Below are 20,856 nucleotides of genomic sequence, written 5' to 3'. Positions count from 1 at the left end.
TTTATTTTCCGCGTTCCGACAATCGGATCGAGCCGCCGGGCCCTGCGGACGCCTCCAGACCGAAAGCGCCCGAGGCCGCAGAGACGAAGGCGTCGCGATCCCCCGTCTTGAACACGCCGTTGACCGGCACCGTCGACAATCTCGGCGCCTCCAGAACGATCTTGTCGGTGAGATAGCGGTTCACCTCGGCCACGGCTTCCCTCATCGGCGTGTCCCGGAACACGATCCGTCCCTCCGTCCAGCTGATCGCTGTGGGCACGTCGACAGGGCGGCGGACGGTCCCGGCCGCCGTCACCCGCGCCTCCTGTCCTGCCGCCAGGCGCAACGGCTTGTCGGCTGCAGATGCCCGGGTCACATCCACGGCACCGTTCACAAGGGTGACGCTGACGCCGGCGCCTTGCCGCTGGACATCGAACACGGTCCCGACAGCTGTGACCCGGGCGTCTCCAGCCGTGACGACGAACGGGCGTCGAGCATCGTGGGCTACGGTGAACATTGCCTGTCCACGTTCAAGATCGACAAGGCGTTGCCCGTCGCTGAACCGGACCTTCAGTCGGGAATCGGTGTCGAGGCGAACCGAAGACCCGTCCGCCAGTTGCACGACCCACTGCTCGCCGACGCCGGTCGCGAAGGTGGATCGCGCCTGCCACCAGGTCCATCCGCCGATCACAAGGGCCGCAGTCGCGCTGATGGCGACCAGTCCCATCAGGGGTCTGCTCGTTCGATCCTCGGGTGTCTTGCGCAGGCGACGTGACATGGCGTCGGTGAGCGCCTCCGCAATTTCCGGCTGCCCCGAGAGCTTGCGGGATTCGGTCCAGATCATCTCGACCCGCCGATAGGCGTCCGCATTGGCCGGAGATGCCCGCCAGTCAAAAAATGCCCGGATTGTCTCGGTCGTGACACTGCGCGCGCCGAGGCGCTCGTGCCACTCGGCCGCTTCCCGGTCCGCCGTTTCAACCCGTGCCTTCGGGTTGGCCATGATGCGCCCCATTCCTAGCGCCGAAGCTCGGCGGCGCATTGAGCCAAGGCCTTGGTCATGCGCCACTCGACGGTCTTCGGGCTGATGCCCAGTCGTTCGGCGATCTGGTTGGTCGTCAGACCGCCAAATCTGGATAACACAAAGACATCCCGAAGAGGTTGTGGCAAGGCGAGCACGATCTCCTGGATCTGCACGACTGCGTCCTGGGCCGGCTCACAGGTCACGGCCCCCAATGGAACGGCGCTGTCTAGAATCTGCCGCCGTCGCCGCGTCTGGCGATCCCCGCTGAGACCGATGTTGAAGGCGATCTTCAGGAGGAAGGCCCGCGGATGGCGGATATCCAGATCCGCCTCGATGGCTTCCATCCGGAGCCAGATTTCCTGGACGAGATCTTCGGTGTCCGCCCCAAACCGACGACGAAGTCTTGCCACAAGCCAAGGCGAGTAGCGGCGGTAGAACCCTTCAAGCTGAGTTCGACGACGCGAGCTCGACATAGCGGACACTGCGCCGGTCTTCACATCCGACATGGCTACCTCCGCCCAAAAGCAAATCAAATGCGGTGGCTGAATCCTAACGGACGGGTTGAATGGTTACTATAGTGACTGGTGGAGTTTTGCGATTTCCAGCCGGCTGTGGTGATGGAGTTGCGGGAGAAATTTGGGCTTAACGTCCGCCGCAGCCGGAAAGCCAAAGGCATGACTATCGAGGGCTTAGCCCACCACAGCGAGCTATCTTACAGCTATGTGGGTGAAATCGAGCGGGGACTCCGAAATCCAACTCTTGATGTCGTGGAGTCATTGGCGAAGGGCCTAGGCATAGACGTTGCACGGCTGTTCGAAAGCTAGACTTCCGGCGTAAACGCTCCATCTGCAGCATCCGCCCGCAATCAGAGGGTCGCGACCTGCTTGGTTACTATAGTAACTGGCTCTAGCGCGCTGCTTGGTTGTGTTAGCCCAAATGGGGTTAGCAGGCGTTTTCGGAACGAACGTACGGCGGCGGCGCCTCGATAGGGGAATCACCCTTGAAGCGCTCGCTCACGACGTTGGTTTATCCTACAGCTATGTCGGTGAGTTGGAACGTGGCAGGCGCAATCCAACGCTGAAGGTTGTTGAACGGATCGCCCGAGCGCTCGAAGTGGATGCCTTGGTCCTTCTGCAGGAAGAAGTCAGCCAGAGTTAGTAGCCGCCAAATCTCCACAAGCCGACATGCACGGTCCGCACTGTCCCGGCCCAGCCTGTATTGGAGTTGGCGGGTCCGACCACCGGCAGGGGATCTAACTGCCGCAGCTCAGGTCCGCTCCTTTGCCGACAATAAGTTGAGCGACGCCGTTCGTCGATGGAACCAGGGTCACGCCCTGGTCTAGACGAACGCCAACGTGCCCCGTCCGAAGCCTGGCGTAGTGTTCCACACCCGATCCATCTCGCACCACCGCCCATGGCGAAGCCCCCGCCTCATCATGAAACCCAGTCTTCACGACCACACCCCGCACGTTGTCCTTCCCCAGAACCCGCACATCTCTCGCACCCTCCAGCCGCCGCTGATTGAGGGTACGGATGATGTCGCGCCGCACCTGAAGCCTGCGCAGTTTCGTCTCCATTTCGCCGTCCAGCCGATACCGTCGCCCGCTTCGCGTGGCGAGGCCGAGTCGCTCCAGGTGCCTTAGCCGCCCCCGCGTCAGAGCCGCCCAGGCGTCGGTCGATCCGACCCCGTCATCGACCATCCCCATCTTGTCCGTCTCCGAGATCAGCCGCCGGTCGAACCCCGTGAAACGGTCGGCCTCGGTCTCTTTCCAGATGCGCCGTTCGGCCTCTACCCGCGAGAGATCCCCCAGCCGTTCCTGGGCCACTTCCTGCGCCCGTGCGCGAAACCCATAGCCGATGTAGTCGCGCGGAATGACGAGGTCTCGGCCATCCTCGCGACGCCCCCGAACGAGCACATGGGCATGGGGTTGATCGGTGTCGAAATGGCAGGTCGCCACCCATCTCAGATTGGGCTCTCCGAGGTCCGCCGAGACCCGTCCCATGACCTCGCGAACATAGGATTTCATATCGAGCCGTTCCCCGTGTTCGGGCGAGATGATGAAACGGAAATGATGGCGGTCTTCGCTCCAGCCTTCGGTCTCGACGCCGGGCAGGACGCCATCGACATATCGGTCGAAAAACTCCGGCCGCTCGCCTTCGACGCCGACGCCCTGACGTCCGAGATAGGCCATATGTTTGGCGAGCGCGGCTGCCCGATCGGCGCCCTTGCCCATGTGTCGCGAGACCAGCGCCTTGACGATCACCTTCTGGCGAACGTCCAGCCGGAAGGCGCGGCCTGACCGATTCTGGGCCGCCTTGAGCACCCCGGACCGGTTGCCCAGGGCGAAGGCTTTCGAGCTCGCTAGACGTTTGAGCATGCCGTTCTTGACGTTCATCCGCTCGGTCTTGAGGGACAGCGGCAGACCGATCCGCACGGCGTCGGCAACCTGGCCGGAGCCGGCGGAAACTCGCCCGTCGATCTCGTTCCGGATCAGCATTCTCAGTCCTCCAGAGCAAGCGCAGAACCCTCGAAGGACGACAACTCAAGACAAGTCGTCAATCCCGTCCCGGGCTGCCGATAACTCCCGGACAGAATAGGAGAAAACGGCACAGCCAAAAACACCCTTTTATCTTGCCCTCCGTCCCTTTTTGCAGATTGTCATCCATCGAAATCACATGCCGACACACCCTATCAACAGTCATCAGGGTTGGTGACCGGAAGCGAGATACACACACTGCACAGGCCGTCGATCGGATCGAGCCGCCGGATGACAAACAAAAACCCGCCCGGCCGAAGCCGAGCGGGTCGTCGATTTCAGTTGTGGTCTGTCAGGCTGCGCGTGCCTTGATCGGCACATGCCGCAGCCCGGACTCCATCGCCTTCTGCCCGAGGTTGAGCGCCGGTCCGAACGGCCGCTGATCCTCCCTCATCCCCGCCACCGAATGGACCAGGGTGAGGCAGACCTCCGGCTCGAGCGCGATCAAGTCATCGTTCGCCCGGAAGGGAGCGGCCTTGCCGTGGGTGTCGAAATCCGCCCGGGCGAGGATCAGCTTCACGCCCTTTTGCTGGGCCCATTTGATCGCCAGCTTCTCGGAGCCCTTCGCCCCGGTCGTCGCCAGAGCCATGTCGGGCCACTCCCGCTTCGCCCAGTTGAGGGCGTCGAATATCCGGCCCGCATCTTCCGACGTGTCCGCCGTCGGCGCGCCCCGGAAGGCGATGACAGGACCGGCCGGATCCGCCTCTCCCGATTTCCGGTTGCGGATCGCCCGGATCGCCTGTTTCGCTTCCAGCTGCGCCGCCGTCAGATGGGTGCCGCGCCGCGATCCGCGCCAGGCCGTCCAGACCTCTCCGGTCGCCACCGTCCAGGTTTCGGAGGCCGCATCCCGGATCAGTTCACAGGCCTGCGTCGCCGCATCGCCTGCTCGAGCCTTCGCCGTCGCTTCCTGGAGTTCGACGTCCGCAGCCTCCGATCCGTCGAAGTCCCGGTCGAGCGATCGCATCGTGTCCCGCGCCCGGTCCGCATCCCGTTCGATCCGCCCGGCTGCCGAATGGAAGGCGCCGATCAGGGCCTCTCCCAGGATGGTCTGGAAATCCTCCAGCGCGGTGTCGGCGATGACGTCGATCAACTCGGTCATGAGCGCCCGCCCGAGCTGGACAAGGGCGTCTTCGGTCGGGTGCGGACGCCCGTCTCCCAGGGACGCGGTCAGGTCGTCGAAGGCGGAGTCGGACTTCTGGGAAGCGGAGGCGGTGAAGGGACGGCTGTAGAAGGTCATTGGAACATTCCTTGAGAATGTCGAGCGCCCCATGCGCAACGACCCCGGTTTTGGCAATATCGGGGTCCCCGGCAGTCACCGGAGCGGAGGGCCGCTTGTCCTCCGTGGAGGGGAACGGCGCAGCCGTTGACTTCCGGGGTGATATGACAAAATCGGAGGGCGTTGTGTGGGGGCAAGTCGTCGTCGCCCTTCGCGACGACGACACAACTCGGCGCATCGCTTGCGCCGATACGGACGACGATCCGGGTACTGGCCTGTCCAGTGCGGCCAGACTTGGCCGCGCCGTTTCCTGGCGAAGACATGGTCATTTCGAGCATGATCACCATGTCAGGCGTGAAGAAAGACCGGTGCATAATTGCCGGACGGAGGACCCCCCAATGGCTTTGGCGACCGTCAATCTTTACGACCACCGCCCCTCTCCCGAAGCGCGGACGTGGGACCTCCCGCCCTGGGGGCATGTGCTCTCCAAGGGCGTGCTGCCGCTATTTATCCGCATCGGCCCACGCCTCATGCCGATCGGCACCGCCTATTGGCTGGGCGGCAATGCGCCCTTCGTCATGACCGCTCTGCATTGTATCGCCGAGGCCCTGCGTCATGAGCCGCGCTACGAGCGTTTTCTGGCAGCGGGGAATTTGCCGGCGAGCCTCGATCTGACGAATTGCGCCTTCTACGTCCTGCATCAGGACGATTGCACGGCCGATGGTGGTCGGATCACCCTGATACCGCTCGAATCCGTCGACGCCGGTCCGCCCGGCGATGTCGCCTTCGGCTTTCCCCGCTTCGAGGCCGGCAGAACGACCTGGGCGCTTCCGATCAGCTTCGATCCTCCGAGGATCGGATCGACGGTCTGGAGTCTGGGCTACACCGACTTCGAACCCAAGGATGGCATTCTTCTGGAGGATATCCAGAACGGATCTTTCGACTGGGCGAAACACTACCGGCACCGGTTCGTCGTGACCGAAGGGACGGTCGAGAAGATTTTCACCCAGCGGTTCGCGGCCGGCTTTACCAACGGTCCTTGCTTCGCCTTCGATAACGCCATCGCCCATGGCCAGAGCGGCGGCCCGATCATCACCCCCGAAGGGCGCGTCGTGGGATTGAACTCGGCGACTGCGGAAAACTTCTTCAACCGACCGATGTCGCTCGGGTCGATGTTCTTTCCGCTCCTGCTCAACGGTGTGAGAGCGAGCGTTACAATGGGCACCCCAGGCGCCAGCCTGACGATGAAGATGCGGCGCCCCCTGATCGAGATGGTCTTGCAGGGCGCGATCAAATCGGACGGCAGCGAAACCCATGTCGCCATCCACGATACCCCTGAGGGAAAAGCGATCGGCGCACGCATTCCGCGGGAGGAGGCCGAACAGCGGGCAGCTCGACCTTGGCGACCCGGACAAAAGACGAACGGCGACCTCGCAGAGGCCGCCGTTCCGATCATATTGCCTCAAGATTGTAGCAAGGGCGTGGCAAATCTCAGTCAAGCCGCGCCAGCCGATCGAGGATGCGGGGCGTGTCCGCCGCCGGCCGATAGGCGACGGCGGCATGCACGGCACAGAAGGCTCCGCGCGTGACCGGCTGACCGCACAGACTGAAGTCAGCGGCGCCGGGCTCTCCGAAAGGCCAGCGGCACTGGCAGCGCCGAACCGAGAGAACTGTGGCCAGCCCATGCTGCTTTGCGACCTCGGGGGGAGCGTCAATCGGCCGGGCCGCCAGGGACCTGGTCGGTGCGAAGGTTGGCGGCTTTGGACCGGCGTCGGGTCGTTTGGGCGGACGGCCGGACCGGCCGGCCGACAGACCCATGCGATGGACTTTGCCGAGCACGGCGCTGCGCGTGATGCCATTGGCGAGATCGCGCGCGATCTGCGCGGCGGTCTGGCCCTCGAGCCAGAGTTTCTTCAGACGACCGATGCGGTCATCGGTCCAGGCAGAGGCAGTCATGGGAAGCTCCGAGGCTGACGAACCCGATCGGCTCACCCCCGCGCCGTCCTGCCTTCACCTCCCGCCACAAGGAAAAGCGGCCCGACGCTCGCGCGCCGGGCCGCCCTCTTCCGTCCGCCGTTTAGAACGGGATGTCGTCGTTCAGGTCGTAACCGCTCGCCGGCTCCTGGACCTGGCGGCCAAAGCCCCCGTCCGCGGCGCCGCCCTCGGAAGCTTCGCGCCTGTTCTTCAGGCGGATATCTCCGACAATCAGCCGCATATCGTAGTGTTCGACGCCGTCCTTGCCGGTCCATGTGTCATTCTCGACGTGGCCCTGGATCACGACGCGGCTGCCTTTCCGGGCGAACGACCCGATGTATTTCTCGGCCGTCGCCTCGTTGAAGCAGATGCAGTTGAAGCCGGTGGTCCGTTCGCCGGGCGTGCCATCGGCTTTGCGGAATCGGGTGGTCTCGAGCACGCGAAAGCTCGCGCGCTTCTTGCCCGTGCCTTGGGCGGCCAGGACGGACGGGTTGGCTGTCAGATAGCCTTCGATGATCACGGTTTGCATGGTCGGTCTCCTGAGAATTAAATGTTGATAAGGGTCAGGCGGCGGCGCGGTCGGCGCTGCTGTCCTGGGTGCCGCGGTCCTCGGCCCAGTCGAGGACGGTGAGCCGGTTGATGACCAGTTCCTTGGCCGTCCGCTCGGTGCCGTTCTTTGCCGCATAGGCGGTGTCGATGAAGGCGCCGATGACGACGGCCTCACACCCCTGCGCGAGGCCCCGGGCGATGACCTTTTCGTTCAGGCCCTTGGACCAGCTGACGCAGTTGACGCCGACCAGCCTATCCTTGCCGGCATTATCGACGCCACGGCTCTCGAGCAGGCGAAACACGGCCTTGCCGAAATCGTCGGTGATCTGGGGGTCGGCCGCCAATCGGCCGGTGAACATTACGTTTTGCATGTCAGTCTCCTATGGATCCGAAGCGCCGAGAGAGCGGATCTCCCTCATTCCACTTCACACGAAGCCTCCCTTCCTCCGCTCCTTTGGACGGTGTTCGGTCACGCACGCGATCCTGGACCACATCGACATTGCCGAATCCCAATGCGATCCTATATTGGATTATATTAGGAGACCTGTTCGATGCCCGATCCCCAGTGGACCTTGCCCGAAGCGGCGTTCGTCCTTGATCAACCGCTCGACGCGATCAAACGCGACGTCAATCGGAGACCGCTCAAACCAGAGGCCTCGGGCCCGTCCAGACGCGCCGTGCGATGCGTCGGTCTGACCGATCTCGTCTATCTCGACATGGTGGCCACCTATCGCCACACCCTGACGCCTTCCGCGCTCGACGACCTCTACGTCGCCGTGGCCAAGGAGCCTGCGCAATCCGCCAGCGTCTCTGTCGGGCCACTCATCGTCCACCTGAAGCGGCATCGGACCAATGTCGCGCAACGCCTGAAGGCGCTGGAGGCTGTGGATCGCGCCATAGAGATCAAGCACGGCGCTCCCGTCGTGAGAGGCACCGACATCGAGGTCCACCGGTTGGCGGCACTCTCGGCTGGCGGGGCGACCGATGAGGAGATCCTTGAGGACTATCCGTCGCTGACGCTCGCCAAGATCAAGGCGGCGACCGCTTATGCACGCGCCCATCCCAAATCCGGTCGTCCTTACCCGGCAACGTCGGCGAAGCGCGCGATGCAGGGGGCTGACCTTACCGGGCTCGAGCGGTTCATGCGGCCGAGGGGATGATCTATCTGCTCGATACCAACATCGTCAGCCAGAGCAGCAAGCCCAAACCGTCCGCCAACATCTTGGCCTGGCTCCGGTCGGTCGATGACCACGACCTGTGCATCAGCGCCATGACCGTCCGCGAAATGCGGTACGGAGCGGCGCGGGCGACAGCCGCGGGCCATCCGACCGCACCGGCGATCACACACGGGGTGGACGCGGTCATCGCCGCCTATCAGGGCCGTATCCTGCCCATCAGCGAAACCGTAGCGGCGGCCTGGGGCCGGATGCTGGCCGAGCGAGACGGCGATGAGGAGGATACCGCCTTGGCCGCTACCGCACTGGTCCACGGTCTGACCCTCGTTACCGCCAACATCAAGGATGTGACGGGTCGGGGCGTTCCCCTTTTGAATCCATCCCGGTCGCCACCGAAGGCGACGCCCGCCTGACCCGCTCAGGCGGCCTGCCGGTCGAGGGCCGTCTGAACGGGATGACGGCGCAGGACCGCTTCCAACACGGTCGGTCGATCGATCGGTATGAAGACCCGTGGCGTGAAGGCGATGATCTCGACGAAACAGCCGAGCGCGACGAGGACGTCACGATCCGTCCGACCGCCCACCACCTCGATGCGCCAGCGGTCCATCACTCGCGCCCGCTTGAGCCATAGCCCGCCCTCGAGCGAGAGCTGGACGTTGCGGTCCAGGATCGTGGCGGCGGTCTTCGGGCCGTCCGCCCAGGCTTCGGCGACGTCGGTCAGGCCAAGGCTCGTCTTGAGCGTGAGGGCCTGGACGGCGTCCAACACCCGCCCCAGCCAGCGGCGCCCGTCCGGTGCCCGGACGCGACGGACGGAACAGCCCCGCGCCGGCAGACGCCCCCAGATCGGCAGCAATAGACCGGTGGCCAAGGTGAGTTCGCGGGTCCGCCAAGGGTCGGTGCGGGCGACCTCCTCGTCCCAGACGCGACACCAGTCCGATTTGTCCGCCGGCTTCCACGCGGATTCCGCGAATGTCTTCTCGGGCATGGTCTGCCGATCATCGGGACGAACAAGCCTCACCGCGGTGATCAGGCGGTTTTCCTCCGTGGATGTGGTCAGGCCCAGTTCGGCGATCGCCGCCCGGCCGGACTTCTCGTTAATGACCAGCTGGTGGGCGACATCCTCCGCCCAGGTCAGGGCATCGTCAGAGACGAGGATCTCGCGCCGGACCTTGAGCGAGAAGGTCACAAGCGCTGTCTCGGCCCCTGTCGACACATCGGTCCGGATCGTTTCCTGGTCCGTGACCTCAAGCGCCTCGGCCTCGATGTCCTCCAGGCCCCTGTCCAGATCACCCGAGGCGGCGGCGCGTTCGAGTATGCCCGACAGGATGCGGTCGAAGTCCGCGAACAGGGCGTTCTGGTCGGCGATGCGCAGCGCCAGCAGCCGATTGAGGAAGGTATGGATCGGCGGCAGGTCATCGGAAGGTTTGAGCCCGCCGTCGTCATCGAGCAGCCTCAGGCTCGTCCTGGCCATGAAGGTCTCGAGTGTCATCGAGTCCAGCTCTCCGAAGGCGAGCGCGCCGTAGAAAACCAGTAAGGCGCGGCGCGCCCAAGGGCTTTCCAGATTGTCCTCGGCCCGGAAGAGGCCCGCACCGGCGGTGCGTCGCTCCCCGCGCGTGAGGGCACCCAAGGAGTCCAGGCGTCGGGCGATCGTCGAGGTGAACCGCTTCTCGCCCTGAATGTCGGTGGTGACCGGGCGGAACAGCGGCGCTGACGCCTGGTGGGTGCGGTGACTGCGGCCCAAGCCCTGGATGGCGGCGTCGGCCCGCCAGCCCGGCTCGACCAGATAGTGCACCCGCCGCTGCTGGTTCGGAGCCGACAGATCGGCATGGTAGCTGCGCCCGGTGCCGCCAGCGTCAGAGAAGATCAGCACCCGCTTGCGACCGGACATAAAGGCGTCGGTCTCGGCCCGGGCCGCCGAGGCGCCGCGTCGCTCCACCAACCGACGCCCGTCGCGCACCACCACCCGGCGTGACCGCCCGGTGATCTCGGCGACGGCGTCCGTGCCGAAAGCCTCCAGCAGTGCGTCGAGCACACCCGGAACGGCGGGCAGGCAGGCCATCCGCTCGATCAGGGCCTCACGCAGGACGAGCGCCTCCTGGCTGACGGCGGGCCGCCCCTCATCCATGACCGGGACCATGGTGACGTTCCCGTCGTCATCCTCGACCGCCTCCATCAGATGGATGGGGAGGGCGAGACCGCGCTCGCGCGGCGAGAGGAAGGCGGCGGCGTCCAACGTCAACCGCACGCGCGGACGAGCGGTGCCACGATCCGGAAGGCGCGCGAGGATCCGGGCGGTCGCCTCCAGATCTTCGGGCTGGTGAAGGAGGCCATCGCAGACGGCTGTCCCGCCGCGATCCATAACCAGCAGGCCGGTCTCGACCGAGGTGCCGTGTTTGGCGAAAGCGCGTGCGGGAAACGCCACGGCGGCCACCATGACGCCATGTCGTTCGAGCTCCCGCCTCAAATCGGTGTCGGCAAGGGCGGTGAGGGGCACGATCGCCGCCATCCGGCCGCCGTCCGCCAGAACCTTGAGCGACGCAATCAAATGCGCCTGAAGATCCGAGAAGGGCGGGTTGCAGACCACGACGTCGAACGACCCGGCGTCCTCAAGGAGGTCGGCTAGATGGCGGCCGTCGTGCCGCCGGCGCGTCAACCCGGCGAACAGCCCGTCGAGGAGTGCGGCGCGCGTGGGCGCAAGCTCATTCAGCGTCAGGCTCGCCCCGCACGCTTCCGCAACCACGGCCAGCAATCCGGTCCCCGCCGACGGCTCCAGGACACGGTCCGCCGGTCGGACCTGCGCCGCCAGCACCGCAAGAGCGGCGAGTTGGGGCGGAGTGGAGAACTGGTCCAGCGCGACCTGTTCCTCGCTGCGCCGGCTGTGGGTCAGGCCAAGCGCTGAGACCCCGGCGAGCAGAGCGGCGATCTCGGCCGGGGCGTCCTCGAGCCGGGCGACCTGCGGGCCGAGGCGGCGGATCTGGAGGACTGTCGCCGCCTCTATGGCGTCATAGGCGTCCCGCCAGGTCCAGCCGCCTTCCGCGTCGGATGCGCCGAAGGCGGTGGTCATCACCTCGGCCACGAGGCGTCGATCCAGCGGGCGGGACCGGGCGAGGTGGACGGTCAGGGCACGGGCGGCCGCCAGGATGTTGGCCGGAGCATCCCCGGTGGCGGCGTCAGCGAACAGGGACAGGTTGCGGGTCTTGGACATGGGAAGGCTCCGAGCGCCTGGAGCGGAGGGCTCCTCCCTCTCGGTCCTCCAGGCTCGCTTCGCCCCGCCCTTTCTCCGTCTCCCGGCCGTTGGGCCCGCTCACGGTGACAACAGAAAAACACGGCCCCGGCAGATCGCCGGAGCCGTGTTTCCGTAGACGGACGATCAGGCGGCGGCAGAGTCCAGAGCCGCTTCGCCAGCCGGTGTGACGGCGAAGGCCCCGGCCCCTTCGTCGTCCTCATCGACCTCGCTCCCTTCTCCTCCGGCCGCGAGGACATCGTCATCGTTCTCGATGTTCTGGGCGTCCGGGACGCTTTCGGCATCGATCGGAGCGGCCCAGGACAGGGCGGCCGGAGCCCAGCTCCGTTGCGCGGCCTGTTCAGCCACCCAATCGACCAGCTCGGTCTTGCGGAGCGTCTTTGCCCGCTCGTCCTCGGTGCCCATGGTCTCGAGCATCCCCGTCAACAGCGCCTTGGAATGCGGCTGCAGGAAGGGGGCGTCGGGCGTCCAGTGCAAGGTGATGTCCGCCTGGCACAGCGCGGCCAGTTCCGCCGCCTCGGCCCGGGCGCTGCGCCGGATCGAGAAGGTCCTTTCCTCGCGAACATCGAGGCTGATGGCGGTCAGTTCCGCCAGCAGTCCCATCTTCTCGCCGTGGGCAAGGCCGTGGACCCAGGCGATGACGGTTTCGCCGGACGCCTCCCAGGCGGTGCGGTGATCGTCGAGCCGTCGCCGAACGTCGCCGTCCAGGGTCTCGATGACGCGGCCATTCGCCGGATTAAACCCGCTGGCCGTGATGGCGAGGGCCGAGTCCGTGCGCGCGACATGGGCGCGCCGGACAAGGACGGTGAACAGCCGGGCGATCAAGGCCGTCAGCGCCGCCCCGGGATCGTCGGCCAAGGCGCGGATCAGACCGCGCGTCGCTACATCGGTCCGCACGGCGTGCAGGGCATGGTTGACGCCTTGTGTCTCCGGCTCCGGAGCCTCGACTTCCGGCGGGACATAGGCCGGCGGCGCCGAAGGACGTCGCGCGGTCTCGGTGTCGAGGTCTTCGTCATTCTCGATCTCGGGCTCGTCCGGCGTATAGCAGCGAACCTCCACGCCCGCCCCCGTAGCCGGCCACATCACCATGGTGGTCACGACCCGGCCGCCGCAGCCGGTCTGATCGGCCGCGAGCCTGGCGTGGATCATGTCGACGATGGCGAGATCGGCGACATCCGGTCGATCCTTGTCCTCCAGAGCCAGACGGGCTTGCTCGACCCGTCCGTTATAGACGTCGCGCTGAGCCCGGTAGCCCGCCATCTCCTCGGTCGGGAGCGAACCGCCATAAACATAGCCGAGCGGCTGCAGATCGTCGGGCAGTTCGGGTTCCGGGCCGGCGGTCACGTGGACCGCGATCCCTTCGGCCTCGAACACGGCCGCAATCGCGCGTGCGCGACGGGTCCAGACCTCGGTCAGAATGTCCGGGTCGAGCAGGACCGGCGGCAGTTCGCCGAACAGATCGGTCTCGGTGCGCCCGCCGGCGTCGGCATAGGCACGAAGGTCGACCAGGGCGCAGCGGCGATCGCGCGTCGTGACCCGGCTGTCGTCGAGCCGCTCCTTGACCCGCCACTCCTGGAAGCCCTGGCCGTCCAGCGTCATCTGGGCGATGTCCTCCTGCTCCTGTCGATCCGGCAGGCGCGCCAGCAGCCGGGTCTGGCGAAGCGTGATGCGTCCCGCCTTCAGCGCGACCAGGGCGGCCGGCGCCACCCCGGACAGGGCGGCCAGCCGCTTGATCTCGATCTCGTCATAACCGAGCGCCCGCGCCATGGCCGTTATCGTCAGTTTCGACTTCAGCATCCGGCCAATGGCGGCGATGACATCGGCCACATGGACCGGAACGGCGGTGTTGGTCAGCAGAGCCGCCGCCGCCTGGCGCGCCGGATCGGTCTCGACATAGGTCCGGACCGGATAGTCCTCGTCGATGTCGCCGGCCTCGAGCAGAAGCGCCAAGGCCAGGCGACGCCGGCGGCCGTCCAGTGCCATGAACGCCTGCTCCTTCTTGCCGCGACCTGGGCGAACGGTGACGGGCTGCAACTGGCCAGCCGCCTTCAGGGTGGCGGCCAGGGTCGGGATGTCCTCGTCCGGCGGTTCGCCGTAGCGCAGGTTCTCCCGCGCGATGCCGAGGTCCCCGAGGCGGACGATGCGTTCCACGGGCGTGAAAATGACGGCCGGGGTCGTGGTTTCTGCGGTCGGGACTGTGGGGGTGATAACGGGAATGCGGTCGGCCATGAGGTCTCTCCTACCGGGCGACGGGGTCCATCCCCGCCGCTCCGGCACCCCTCAGCCCCCTCGCTCCTTCCTTTGCGATGTCGCCGCGACCGCAACCTCGTTCCAGTCGCCGAACGGCGGCTCGGGCCATGACACCTCAACCTCAAGACCGTCATGGACCAGGCGGCGGCGGAGCCGGGCCGCCGCAGCCTCACCGGCCTCGCCCCGGTCGGCAGCGACCAGGACCCTGTGCACGCAGGCGGGCGGGCTCCAGACGGCGAGGTTGTTGGCGGCCATGAGGGCCCAACCGGGAAGACCGAACCGGTCCATGGCCGACAGGGTCGTGACCACCCCTTCACCCACCAGCATGTATTCGGCCGCAGACGAGAGGCGAACGGCCGCGCCGGGCGGGACCTGACCCACGGTCTTGCGAGCCAGACGCAGACCGTTGGCGGGCAGACCATTGGCCTCGAGATAGGTCAGTTCGACCGCCGTTAGACGATCGTCGGCGTCGCTGATCCGGGCGATCAGAGCAGGGCGCGTTCGGCCATCGGCCTGGTAGACCGACAGTGGCGCCGAGGGGTGCAGGCGAAGGTTGGAGGCGGCGGCTCCCCCCATGACCGCGCGCCGCCGCAGATAGAGACTCGCCGGACCGTGGGGCGGTCGCTCGGTCGTCGCGGTCCACAGACGCGACGCAGTCTCGATACGAAGGGCGCGGTCCGGCCTGGGGGAAGAGGCGCGCCCACGCCCACCGCCGATCAGCCGGCCGGCGTCATCGATGAAGCCTCGAACGCGGAGATCATCCCGAGCGGCCCGCCAGTCGGCGCCCCCGAACCCGTGGATGATCACCCGATCATCAGACAACATCAGCGAAACCGATCGGTCGTCTGCGCTGTGGCCGGGTGCGGGGATGCTGGCTCGCGTCCCCCCGGCATAGAGATCGCCGCCCAGGGCGGCGACGATGGCGTGCAGGGTCATGGCCGCCTCAGAACAGGCCGAGCTGTTTGAAGCTGGCCGTGCCCTGGCGGCCGATGACGAGATGGTCATGGACCTGCAGGCCAAACACGCGCGCCGCGTCGACGATCTGCCGCGTCATCTCGATATCGGCCCGTGACGGCGTCGGGTCGCCAGACGGATGATTGTGCACGAGGATCAGCGCCGAAGCCGAGAGCTCGAGCGCGCGGCGGATGACTTCCCGGGGGTAGACCGGCGCGTGGTCGATCGTTCCGTCGGCGACAAATTCATCGCCCAACAGGTTGTTGCGGTGGTCGAGATAGAGCGCCCGAAACTGCTCCCTCGGTTGATGCGCCAGGGCGGCGCGGGCGTAGGCCACAAGGGACGTCCATGATGCGATGACCGGTCGACGGCAGGCGTCTATGCGCGCCAGACGAACGGCAAGTTCGCGCAGGATCTTCAGATCCGCCAAAAGGATCGCATCGACACCGTTGACGCGAAGGAGCTCGCGATGGTCCGCGGCCGAGACCGCGCCAATCGATCCGAAACGCGCGAGCAGAGCGGCCGCCAGGGCAGGGGCCGAGGCTTCGGGGCTGCGATCCGACCGTGTCAGCATCAGGCCCAGCAAGGTCTGATCATCCAGGGTTTCATAGGCGAGTGCGGAAAAGGGCTGCGGGTCACCGCAGACGTTGTCCGTCCGGTTCAAGGTCTGTCTCATGGCGGTCTCCTCTGCCGCTCCGTCCTGGAGCGCTCCGCCATCAGCCTTCCTTTCCCCTCCCGGCACTTGCAGCGCTATCGCGCCGACGTCAGGTTGGCGCGATGAAGTGGATTGCCGTCGCCGCCTTCCTCGCCTTGCCGGCCATCGCCCGTGCCGATCCTTGTGAGGGACGGCTACCGACGCGCGCTGGAGAGACATTCTCCGGGATCGTTCGATATGTGGGGGATGGCGACAGTCTGTGCGTCGGGCCGAGCATCGATCCAGCGACCTGGATTGAAGTGAGACTGGCGGACTTCGACGCCCCGGAACTCCGCAGTCCGACGGGCCGTGCCGACCGCGATCGCCTGTCTCGGCTCGTGCGAGGAAGAAGGCTGGCCTGCGTCGCGGTTCGAGGGCGAAATGGTCGGGTCCGCGTCTATGATCGGGTGATCGCGGCCTGTCGTCTCAACGGCAGGAGCGTCGGAGATTTGCTCCGGGCGGCAGGAGGCCGTGAAGGCGGAAACTGAGGCGTGTGTCGCACCGGCTCGGCCGTACTGGGGGGGCCTGTTCGTCGCGCAGGCGTGCCTGTTCAGACTAGCGCCCATTGTCGTGAGATCGCCCAAGCTGTCGAACATGAGATCCAGCCGTAGCCTGCTTCCCGGCCAGCAATACCAAGACTGGGCCTCGGCTGGATAGTCGCTGTTCAATGAGGTCACGGGATGCGTCGGTTTTGACGTGTCCGGTGGAAATCAGATCAACAGCAGTATGGCGGACGCGATCAAAACCGAGCCCATCAGGCGGTCGAACGCCTTGCGACGGGTCGGCGCAGCAAGCCAAGGGCCAAGGACAGCGCCGGCCAGTCCCCAAAGTGCGAGACAGACACTCGTTACGCCCGCAAGAACAGCGGCGAGTGCGACAACGGTTTTGGGCTGCAGGTCGCCGTCACCGACTGTCGCCGTTGCGGTCGCGGTGAGCACGAGCAGCCAGGCCTTGGGGTTGATCAGTTGAAACGCGGCCACGCCCAGAACCGTGCCAGGCAAGGTGGAGCCGGTCGCGTCGGCGACGACACCGGCGCGGAGGATCATCGTTCCTCCAGTCCAGATCAGCCAGCCAGCGCCCAACCAGGAAAGGGCCTGGTGCGCGCGAGGTTCCCCAACGATCAACGCTGCGACGCCTCCGGTCGAAAGCGCCAGAAGAAGGAGCGAGCCCACGATCACACCCGCCACGGCCTGGCAACCGCCGGCCAGACCGCCCCGTGCTCCTGCGTTCATGACGATGACATTGTTGGGGCCAGGTGTGATCGCCGCAGCAAAAATCAGGACCGCGACCTGCAGGAGGGCGAGCATTCAGATTGCGGTCCGCTTGACCGGTTCGACCGTCCGGTAGTCGCCAGTCCTCGTGGCGACGAGCGCTGGCCCCAGTTGGGCGCGCGTATGCGGCGCGCGCCAGTCGATATCGGGGGCAATGGCCAGAATGCCGAAGGGATTGGTCTCGGGATGGTCAACATAGGCGGCCCGGCGGATCGCGTCGAAATCGACGGTGTCGGCCACGCCGGGCCAGCTGAAGAGGTCACGGGCGTAGGCCCAGAGATGTGGATAGTCGACGAGGCGGCGCAGGGTGCAGCGCGAGAACAGATAGTAGATGATGTCGAAGCGCACGAGTGTGGGAAACAGCCGCCAATCGCTCTCGGTGATGACGGGACCGTGCAAGAACCGTTGCGACGCTAGCCGTGTCTCCAGACCGTCCAGAGTCTTGAACACATCCCTGACTGCCGTGTCGTAGGCCGCCTGGCTTTCGGCAAATCCAGCCCTGTAGGCGGCGTTGGACAGGCCGTCGTGAAGCTGAAGGTTCAGCCTGTCGATCGCCACCGACAGGGCGTCGGGCACAAGTGTGTAGTCGAGGCTGTTCGGATCGGGGGAGGCGTCGAACGCCCGCATGATGCGAGCCGATTCATTGCTGACGATCCGGAGGGTCTGGCTGTCCCACAGGATCGGCACGGTCACTCGGCCGGTGTAGTCGGGCAGGCTGAGCGTATAGAGTTCGTGCAGGTGGACGACGTCGCGGTCGGTGCCCGGAACGCGCCACGGGTCGCCGCCATTGGCCGGATAGCCCTCGATCCGCTCACCGCCGGCCAGATGCAAGGGAACATCGGCGACCAGGCCCTTCAGCTGACGGGCGAGGATCGCCCGCTGCGACCATGGGCAACTCATCGAAGCGATCAGGTGATAACGACCGGACTCGTTGCGCAGTGCGTTCACGACTTCACGGGGGATCTCCAGATCAAAAAGGCTTGGCGCGCGCTTGAACGCACCGTCCTCAATGATGCGATCCTCGTCGCTCCACTGCCCGTCGATGACCATGCCCATGTAAAACTCCTGTGCTGCGGGCTCAGGATAGGATGCGCGGAGCAGGATTGATGGTGACTAATAATGCCGGTTTGGTAGTATTTGATCACCATGCATGACCTTCCCCTGTCCGCGCTTCGCGCCCTGGCGGCAATCCATGAGACGGGTGGAGTTCGGCCAGCCGCGCGTCGCCTTCAGGTGTCCCATGCCGCCGTCAGCCGGCATCTGCGCGAGCTGGAAGGATGGCTGGGGGTTAAACTCCTGGAGGGGGTCCCGGGTCGAAAGGTTCTGGCCTTTACCCCCGCCGGAGAGGCGCTGGGACAGGCGGCGTCCCGGCATATGAACGCTCTCGACCAGGCGGTCGCGACGGTTCGTGAGCGGCGGCGCGGCAATGGCGTGACCATATCGACCACAGCGTCTCTTGCCGCCCGCTGGCTGCTCCCCCGATTGCCGCGTCTGAGCGAAATCGCGCCGTGAGTCGAGGTCTCCGTCGTCATCCAGCCGAGATTGTCCGATCCCGCAGCTGACGGTGCCGATCTGAGCCTACGCATGGGAAACGGTCCCTGGCCCGATCTGGTGTGCGAGCCCTTGATGGACGACGCCCTCTATCCGGTCATGAGCCCGACCTATTGGAACGCGAAGGGCAAACCCAAGGCGCCGGCGGCCAGCGCCAGGAGTGGGGGATTGAGTTTCATGGGGCCTCTCAGACCAGGGGCGGGTTCAGACGCGCGAACCCTTCCTGCTGGCGATAGGGGGTGTGCGGATAGGGCGGCAGGACGTCGCTGGCGGCATCGAGCGTGGCGATCTGTTCCGGCGTCAGGGTCCAGCCGACCGCGCCGAGGTTCTGGCGCAGCTGCTCCTCGTTGCGGGCGCCGATGATGACCGAGGAGACGGTCGGGCGCTGGAGCAGCCAGTTGATGGCGATCTGGGGCACGGTCTTGCCGGTCTCGGCGGCGACGACGTCGAGCGCCTCGACGACGCGGTAGAGGTGTTCGTCCTCGACCGGCGGGGCGAAGGCAGCGGTCTCGTGCAAACGGCTACCTTTGGGGATCGGCGCGTCGCGACGGATCTTGCCGGTCAGACGGCCCCAGCCGAGCGGGCTCCAGACGAGTGAGCCGACGCCCTGATCGGCGGCCAGAGGCATCAGATCGGCCTCATAGGCGCGGTCGATCAGGGAGTAGTAGACCTGATGGGCGACGAAGCGCGGGCGTGCATCGCGCTCGGCGATGCCTTGCGCCTTCATCAGGGCCCAGCCCGGATAGTTGGAGACGCCCGTGTAACGGACCTTGCCGGACGTCACGAGCGTGTCGAGCGTCGCCAGAAGCTCCTCGGCCGGGGTCGAGGCGTCAAAGGCATGGAGTTGCAGGAGGTCGATGTGGTCCGTGCCGAGGCGTTTCAGCGCCGCCTCGACGGAGGCGATCAGCCGGCCACGTGACACGCCCCAGTCGCCCGGACCGTCGCCGGTCGGCAGGCCGGTCTTGGTGGAGATCAGGACCTGGTCGCGGCGGCCCTTGACGGCCTCGCCCAGCACGCGTTCGGAGGCGCCGTCGGAATAGACGTCGGCGGTGTCGAACAGATTGACGCCCGCCTCCAGGCAGATGTCGATCAGGCGGCGCGCCTCGGCGACGTCGCTGGTGCCCCAGGCACCGAACAGGGGGCCCGTGCCGCCGAAGGTGCCCGTGCCGAAGCTGAGGACCGGGACGCGCAATCCCGACGATCCAAGTTGGCGATAGTCCATAGCTGAGCTCCAGATGGTGTTGATGAAGGCACAGATGGACGCGGGTCTCGCCCGACGTTAGTAAGACTTCAGGCCAAGGATCTGTGATTTGAACGCAAAGACATTCGTGAACGCCGGAACGGACCGGGCGCGAGAGATGGAGGTGTTCGCCGCCGTGGCGGACGTCGGCAGTCTGTCGGCGGCAGGGCGGATTCTGGGGCTGACCCCGTCGGCGATCAGTCGGACCGTCGGTCGGATCGAGACCCGATTGGGTGTCAGGTTGATGCTGCGAACGACCCGGCAGTTGACCCTGACGGCGGAGGGTCAGGCCTATCTGAGCGCGGCGCGACGGATCCTGGCGGACCTGGACGACGCAGAGCAGGCAGTCTCGGATCAGGGGGCTCCGCGAGGACGGTTGAGGGTGAGTGCGGCCCTGGCGCACGGCCGACTGGTGGTCGTGCCTCTCCTGAAAGCGTTCGTGGCGCTGTATCCCCACATCCTGCTCGAGATCAGCCTGACCGACGTCATGATCGATGTGGCCGCGGGCCAGGCGGACGTGGCGATCCGGTTCGGGCGTCTGCCCGACAGCGCCCTGACGGCCAGAAAGCTGGGTGAGACGGGCCGGGTCGTCGTGGCGTCGCCCGCTTATCTCGCGCGGCGCGGGGAGCCGATCACGCCGGAAGACCTGCACGACCACGACTGTCTGAACTTCAGCTTCCGCCGCGCCGAACCGGTCTGGCCGTTCCGCCGCGACGGTGTCGATTTCGCCCTCACGGTCAAGGGGCCGGCTGAGGCCAACAACGGCGAGACCCTGACCCAGTTGGCGCGTGACGGGGTGGGGATCACCCGTGTCGGGGCCTTCAGCGCCGAGGACGATATCCGCGAGGGACGGCTTGTCCCCTTGCTGGAAGCCTTCAATCCCGGCGACCGCGAGGCGATACACGCGGTCTTCGTCGGAGGGAGCAACACACCCGCTCGCGTACGGGTCTTTATCGACTTCCTGGTGGAGCAGCTGACAGGCTCCCAGACATAGAACATTCCATCATGCCGTCCTGCGCCGACAGCGACCTGAGGGCGCGCGTGTTACAACGTGCGCCTATGCCCGGTTCCCGATCGAGCATCCCGGGCAGGCCGGTCTTGCCATACGATCGCCGGTCCCCACCTGCATCCAGGCAGCACAAGCGCTGAACCGATACCCAGCCGCCACGCCGTCGGTCGTACCCGGATCCCGAAGCCCTACG

General features: G+C 66.1%; 21 protein-coding genes and 1 pseudogene. 8 read left to right on the top strand and 14 right to left on the bottom strand.

Going from position 1 to position 20,856, the window contains the following annotated elements:
* Position 1: 1 nt before the first annotated feature.
* Together JX001_RS03225 and JX001_RS03220 are read right to left on the bottom strand one after the other, a co-directional pair.
* On the bottom strand, positions 2-991 hold the full coding sequence (locus JX001_RS03225) for a FecR family protein (RefSeq protein WP_241004737.1): 990 nt from the start codon (positions 989-991) through the stop codon (positions 2-4).
* 2 nt (positions 992-993) lie between these two features.
* Entirely contained in the window at positions 994-1,506 is a 513-nt protein-coding gene (locus JX001_RS03220) for an RNA polymerase sigma factor (RefSeq protein WP_205682274.1), read from the bottom strand.
* Positions 1,507-1,617: 111 nt separating this feature from the next.
* Between JX001_RS03220 and JX001_RS03215 the strand changes: the two genes are divergently transcribed.
* A complete protein-coding gene (locus tag JX001_RS03215) occupies positions 1,618-1,824 on the top strand; it encodes a helix-turn-helix domain-containing protein (protein WP_205682273.1) in 207 nt (68 codons plus the stop codon).
* Between the two features lie 112 nt (positions 1,825-1,936).
* On the top strand, positions 1,937-2,158 hold the full coding sequence (locus tag JX001_RS03210; protein WP_205683055.1) for a helix-turn-helix domain-containing protein: 222 nt from the start codon (positions 1,937-1,939) through the stop codon (positions 2,156-2,158).
* A 94-nt stretch (positions 2,159-2,252) separates the two neighbouring features.
* On the opposite strand, the gene JX001_RS03205 is transcribed toward JX001_RS03210, so the two are convergent.
* Both JX001_RS03205 and JX001_RS03200 read right to left on the bottom strand, forming a co-directional pair.
* Entirely contained in the window at positions 2,253-3,497 is a 1,245-nt protein-coding gene (locus JX001_RS03205; RefSeq protein ID WP_241004735.1) for a DUF3363 domain-containing protein, read from the bottom strand.
* A 331-nt stretch (positions 3,498-3,828) separates the two neighbouring features.
* Positions 3,829-4,773: a DUF2493 domain-containing protein gene (locus JX001_RS03200; protein ID WP_205682272.1), complete on the bottom strand. Its 945-nt coding sequence runs from the start codon at positions 4,771-4,773 to the stop codon at positions 3,829-3,831.
* 377 nt (positions 4,774-5,150) lie between these two features.
* On the opposite strand from JX001_RS03200, the gene JX001_RS03195 reads away from it, so the two are divergent.
* Entirely contained in the window at positions 5,151-6,341 is a 1,191-nt protein-coding gene (locus tag JX001_RS03195; RefSeq protein WP_205682271.1) for a S1 family peptidase, read from the top strand.
* On the opposite strand, the gene JX001_RS03190 is transcribed toward JX001_RS03195, so the two are convergent.
* The 3 genes from JX001_RS03190 to JX001_RS03180 all read right to left on the bottom strand — a co-directional run bounded on the left by JX001_RS03190 (position 6,244) and on the right by JX001_RS03180 (position 7,646).
* A complete protein-coding gene (locus JX001_RS03190) occupies positions 6,244-6,708 on the bottom strand; it encodes a GcrA family cell cycle regulator (protein ID WP_205682270.1) in 465 nt (154 codons plus the stop codon). The genes JX001_RS03195 and JX001_RS03190 overlap by 98 nt on opposite strands.
* A 121-nt stretch (positions 6,709-6,829) precedes the next feature.
* A complete protein-coding gene (locus JX001_RS03185) occupies positions 6,830-7,255 on the bottom strand; it encodes a single-stranded DNA-binding protein (RefSeq protein WP_205682269.1) in 426 nt (141 codons plus the stop codon).
* 34 nt (positions 7,256-7,289) lie between these two features.
* Complete coding sequence (locus JX001_RS03180) at positions 7,290-7,646, bottom strand: single-stranded DNA-binding protein (protein ID WP_205682268.1); 357 nt, start codon at positions 7,644-7,646, stop codon at positions 7,290-7,292.
* Between the two features lie 180 nt (positions 7,647-7,826).
* Here JX001_RS03180 and JX001_RS03175 point away from each other — a divergent pair, with 180 nt between their 5' ends.
* A complete protein-coding gene (locus JX001_RS03175; protein WP_205682267.1) occupies positions 7,827-8,435 on the top strand; it encodes a DUF433 domain-containing protein in 609 nt (202 codons plus the stop codon).
* Complete coding sequence (locus tag JX001_RS03170; protein WP_205682266.1) at positions 8,432-8,863, top strand: type II toxin-antitoxin system VapC family toxin; 432 nt, start codon at positions 8,432-8,434, stop codon at positions 8,861-8,863. Before JX001_RS03175 ends, JX001_RS03170 begins: the two co-directional genes overlap by 4 nt.
* Positions 8,864-8,868: 5 nt before the next feature.
* Here JX001_RS03170 and JX001_RS03165 read toward each other — a convergent pair whose 3' ends face one another.
* From JX001_RS03165 to JX001_RS03140, 6 genes are all read right to left on the bottom strand, one after another.
* Positions 8,869-11,655 (bottom strand): strawberry notch C-terminal domain-containing protein, encoded by a 2,787-nt coding sequence (locus JX001_RS03165; RefSeq protein WP_205682265.1) that lies wholly within the window; start codon positions 11,653-11,655, stop codon positions 8,869-8,871.
* A 165-nt stretch (positions 11,656-11,820) separates the two neighbouring features.
* Positions 11,821-13,923: a ParB N-terminal domain-containing protein gene (locus JX001_RS03160; protein ID WP_205682264.1), complete on the bottom strand. Its 2,103-nt coding sequence runs from the start codon at positions 13,921-13,923 to the stop codon at positions 11,821-11,823.
* 51 nt (positions 13,924-13,974) lie between these two features.
* On the bottom strand, positions 13,975-14,880 hold the full coding sequence (locus JX001_RS03155) for a toprim domain-containing protein (protein ID WP_205682263.1): 906 nt from the start codon (positions 14,878-14,880) through the stop codon (positions 13,975-13,977).
* A 7-nt stretch (positions 14,881-14,887) separates the two neighbouring features.
* Positions 14,888-15,574: a RadC family protein gene (gene radC, locus JX001_RS03150; RefSeq protein WP_205682262.1), complete on the bottom strand. Its 687-nt coding sequence runs from the start codon at positions 15,572-15,574 to the stop codon at positions 14,888-14,890.
* A gap of 728 nt (positions 15,575-16,302) precedes the next feature.
* The gene (locus JX001_RS03145; RefSeq protein WP_205682261.1) at positions 16,303-16,899 is read right to left on the bottom strand and encodes a LysE family translocator; all 597 of its coding nucleotides are present in this window, start codon (positions 16,897-16,899) and stop codon (positions 16,303-16,305) included.
* Positions 16,900-17,919 carry a glutathione S-transferase family protein gene (locus JX001_RS03140; protein ID WP_205682260.1) on the bottom strand — a complete coding sequence of 340 codons (1,020 nt, stop codon included), beginning with the start codon at positions 17,917-17,919 and terminating at the stop codon, positions 16,900-16,902.
* 90 nt (positions 17,920-18,009) lie between these two features.
* Between JX001_RS03140 and JX001_RS03135 the strand changes: the two genes are divergently transcribed.
* Positions 18,010-18,375: a LysR family transcriptional regulator gene (locus JX001_RS03135; protein ID WP_205682259.1), complete on the top strand. Its 366-nt coding sequence runs from the start codon at positions 18,010-18,012 to the stop codon at positions 18,373-18,375.
* Positions 18,376-18,405: 30 nt separating this feature from the next.
* Positions 18,406-18,504: pseudogene (locus tag JX001_RS16445) on the top strand (LysR substrate-binding domain-containing protein); the annotation flags it as partial.
* Between the two features lie 97 nt (positions 18,505-18,601).
* On the opposite strand, the gene JX001_RS03130 reads toward JX001_RS16445, so the two are convergent.
* Positions 18,602-19,636, bottom strand: a complete 1,035-nt coding sequence (locus JX001_RS03130; RefSeq protein WP_205682258.1) for an aldo/keto reductase — start codon at positions 19,634-19,636, stop codon at positions 18,602-18,604.
* Positions 19,637-19,724: 88 nt separating this feature from the next.
* Here JX001_RS03130 and JX001_RS03125 point away from each other — a divergent pair, with 88 nt between their 5' ends.
* The gene (locus JX001_RS03125) at positions 19,725-20,648 is read left to right on the top strand and encodes a LysR family transcriptional regulator (protein WP_350354483.1); all 924 of its coding nucleotides are present in this window, start codon (positions 19,725-19,727) and stop codon (positions 20,646-20,648) included.
* Positions 20,649-20,856 lie beyond the last annotated feature (208 nt).

This window comes from Brevundimonas fontaquae (assembly GCF_017086445.1).
Taxonomy (GTDB): domain Bacteria; phylum Pseudomonadota; class Alphaproteobacteria; order Caulobacterales; family Caulobacteraceae; genus Brevundimonas; species Brevundimonas fontaquae.
This window is presented reverse-complemented; position numbering and strand designations above follow the sequence as displayed.

Excerpts from the sequence above, each read along its gene's own strand:
- JX001_RS03195 (WP_205682271.1), top strand. The coding sequence starts at position 5,151 with ATGGCTTTGGCGACCGTCAATCTTTACGACCACCGCCCCTCTCCCGAA.
- JX001_RS03185 (WP_205682269.1), bottom strand. The coding sequence starts at position 7,255 with ATGCAAACCGTGATCATCGAAGGCTATCTGACAGCCAACCCGTCCGTC.
- JX001_RS03225 (WP_241004737.1), bottom strand. The coding sequence starts at position 991 with ATGGGGCGCATCATGGCCAACCCGAAGGCACGGGTTGAAACGGCGGAC.
- JX001_RS03165 (WP_205682265.1), bottom strand. The coding sequence starts at position 11,655 with ATGTCCAAGACCCGCAACCTGTCCCTGTTCGCTGACGCCGCCACCGGG.
- JX001_RS03135 (WP_205682259.1), top strand. The coding sequence starts at position 18,010 with ATGCATGACCTTCCCCTGTCCGCGCTTCGCGCCCTGGCGGCAATCCAT.
- JX001_RS03205 (WP_241004735.1), bottom strand. The coding sequence starts at position 3,497 with ATGCTGATCCGGAACGAGATCGACGGGCGAGTTTCCGCCGGCTCCGGC.
- JX001_RS03155 (WP_205682263.1), bottom strand. The coding sequence starts at position 14,880 with ATGACCCTGCACGCCATCGTCGCCGCCCTGGGCGGCGATCTCTATGCC.
- JX001_RS03215 (WP_205682273.1), top strand. The coding sequence starts at position 1,618 with ATGGAGTTGCGGGAGAAATTTGGGCTTAACGTCCGCCGCAGCCGGAAA.
- JX001_RS03200 (WP_205682272.1), bottom strand. The coding sequence starts at position 4,773 with ATGACCTTCTACAGCCGTCCCTTCACCGCCTCCGCTTCCCAGAAGTCC.
- JX001_RS03175 (WP_205682267.1), top strand. The coding sequence starts at position 7,827 with ATGCCCGATCCCCAGTGGACCTTGCCCGAAGCGGCGTTCGTCCTTGAT.
- JX001_RS03190 (WP_205682270.1), bottom strand. The coding sequence starts at position 6,708 with ATGACTGCCTCTGCCTGGACCGATGACCGCATCGGTCGTCTGAAGAAA.
- JX001_RS03170 (WP_205682266.1), top strand. The coding sequence starts at position 8,432 with ATGATCTATCTGCTCGATACCAACATCGTCAGCCAGAGCAGCAAGCCC.
- JX001_RS03160 (WP_205682264.1), bottom strand. The coding sequence starts at position 13,923 with ATGGCCGACCGCATTCCCGTTATCACCCCCACAGTCCCGACCGCAGAA.
- JX001_RS03130 (WP_205682258.1), bottom strand. The coding sequence starts at position 19,636 with ATGGACTATCGCCAACTTGGATCGTCGGGATTGCGCGTCCCGGTCCTC.
- JX001_RS03180 (WP_205682268.1), bottom strand. The coding sequence starts at position 7,646 with ATGCAAAACGTAATGTTCACCGGCCGATTGGCGGCCGACCCCCAGATC.
- JX001_RS03210 (WP_205683055.1), top strand. The coding sequence starts at position 1,937 with ATGGGGTTAGCAGGCGTTTTCGGAACGAACGTACGGCGGCGGCGCCTC.
- radC (WP_205682262.1), bottom strand. The coding sequence starts at position 15,574 with ATGAGACAGACCTTGAACCGGACGGACAACGTCTGCGGTGACCCGCAG.
- JX001_RS03145 (WP_205682261.1), bottom strand. The coding sequence starts at position 16,899 with ATGCTCGCCCTCCTGCAGGTCGCGGTCCTGATTTTTGCTGCGGCGATC.
- JX001_RS03220 (WP_205682274.1), bottom strand. The coding sequence starts at position 1,506 with ATGTCGGATGTGAAGACCGGCGCAGTGTCCGCTATGTCGAGCTCGCGT.
- JX001_RS03140 (WP_205682260.1), bottom strand. The coding sequence starts at position 17,919 with ATGGGCATGGTCATCGACGGGCAGTGGAGCGACGAGGATCGCATCATT.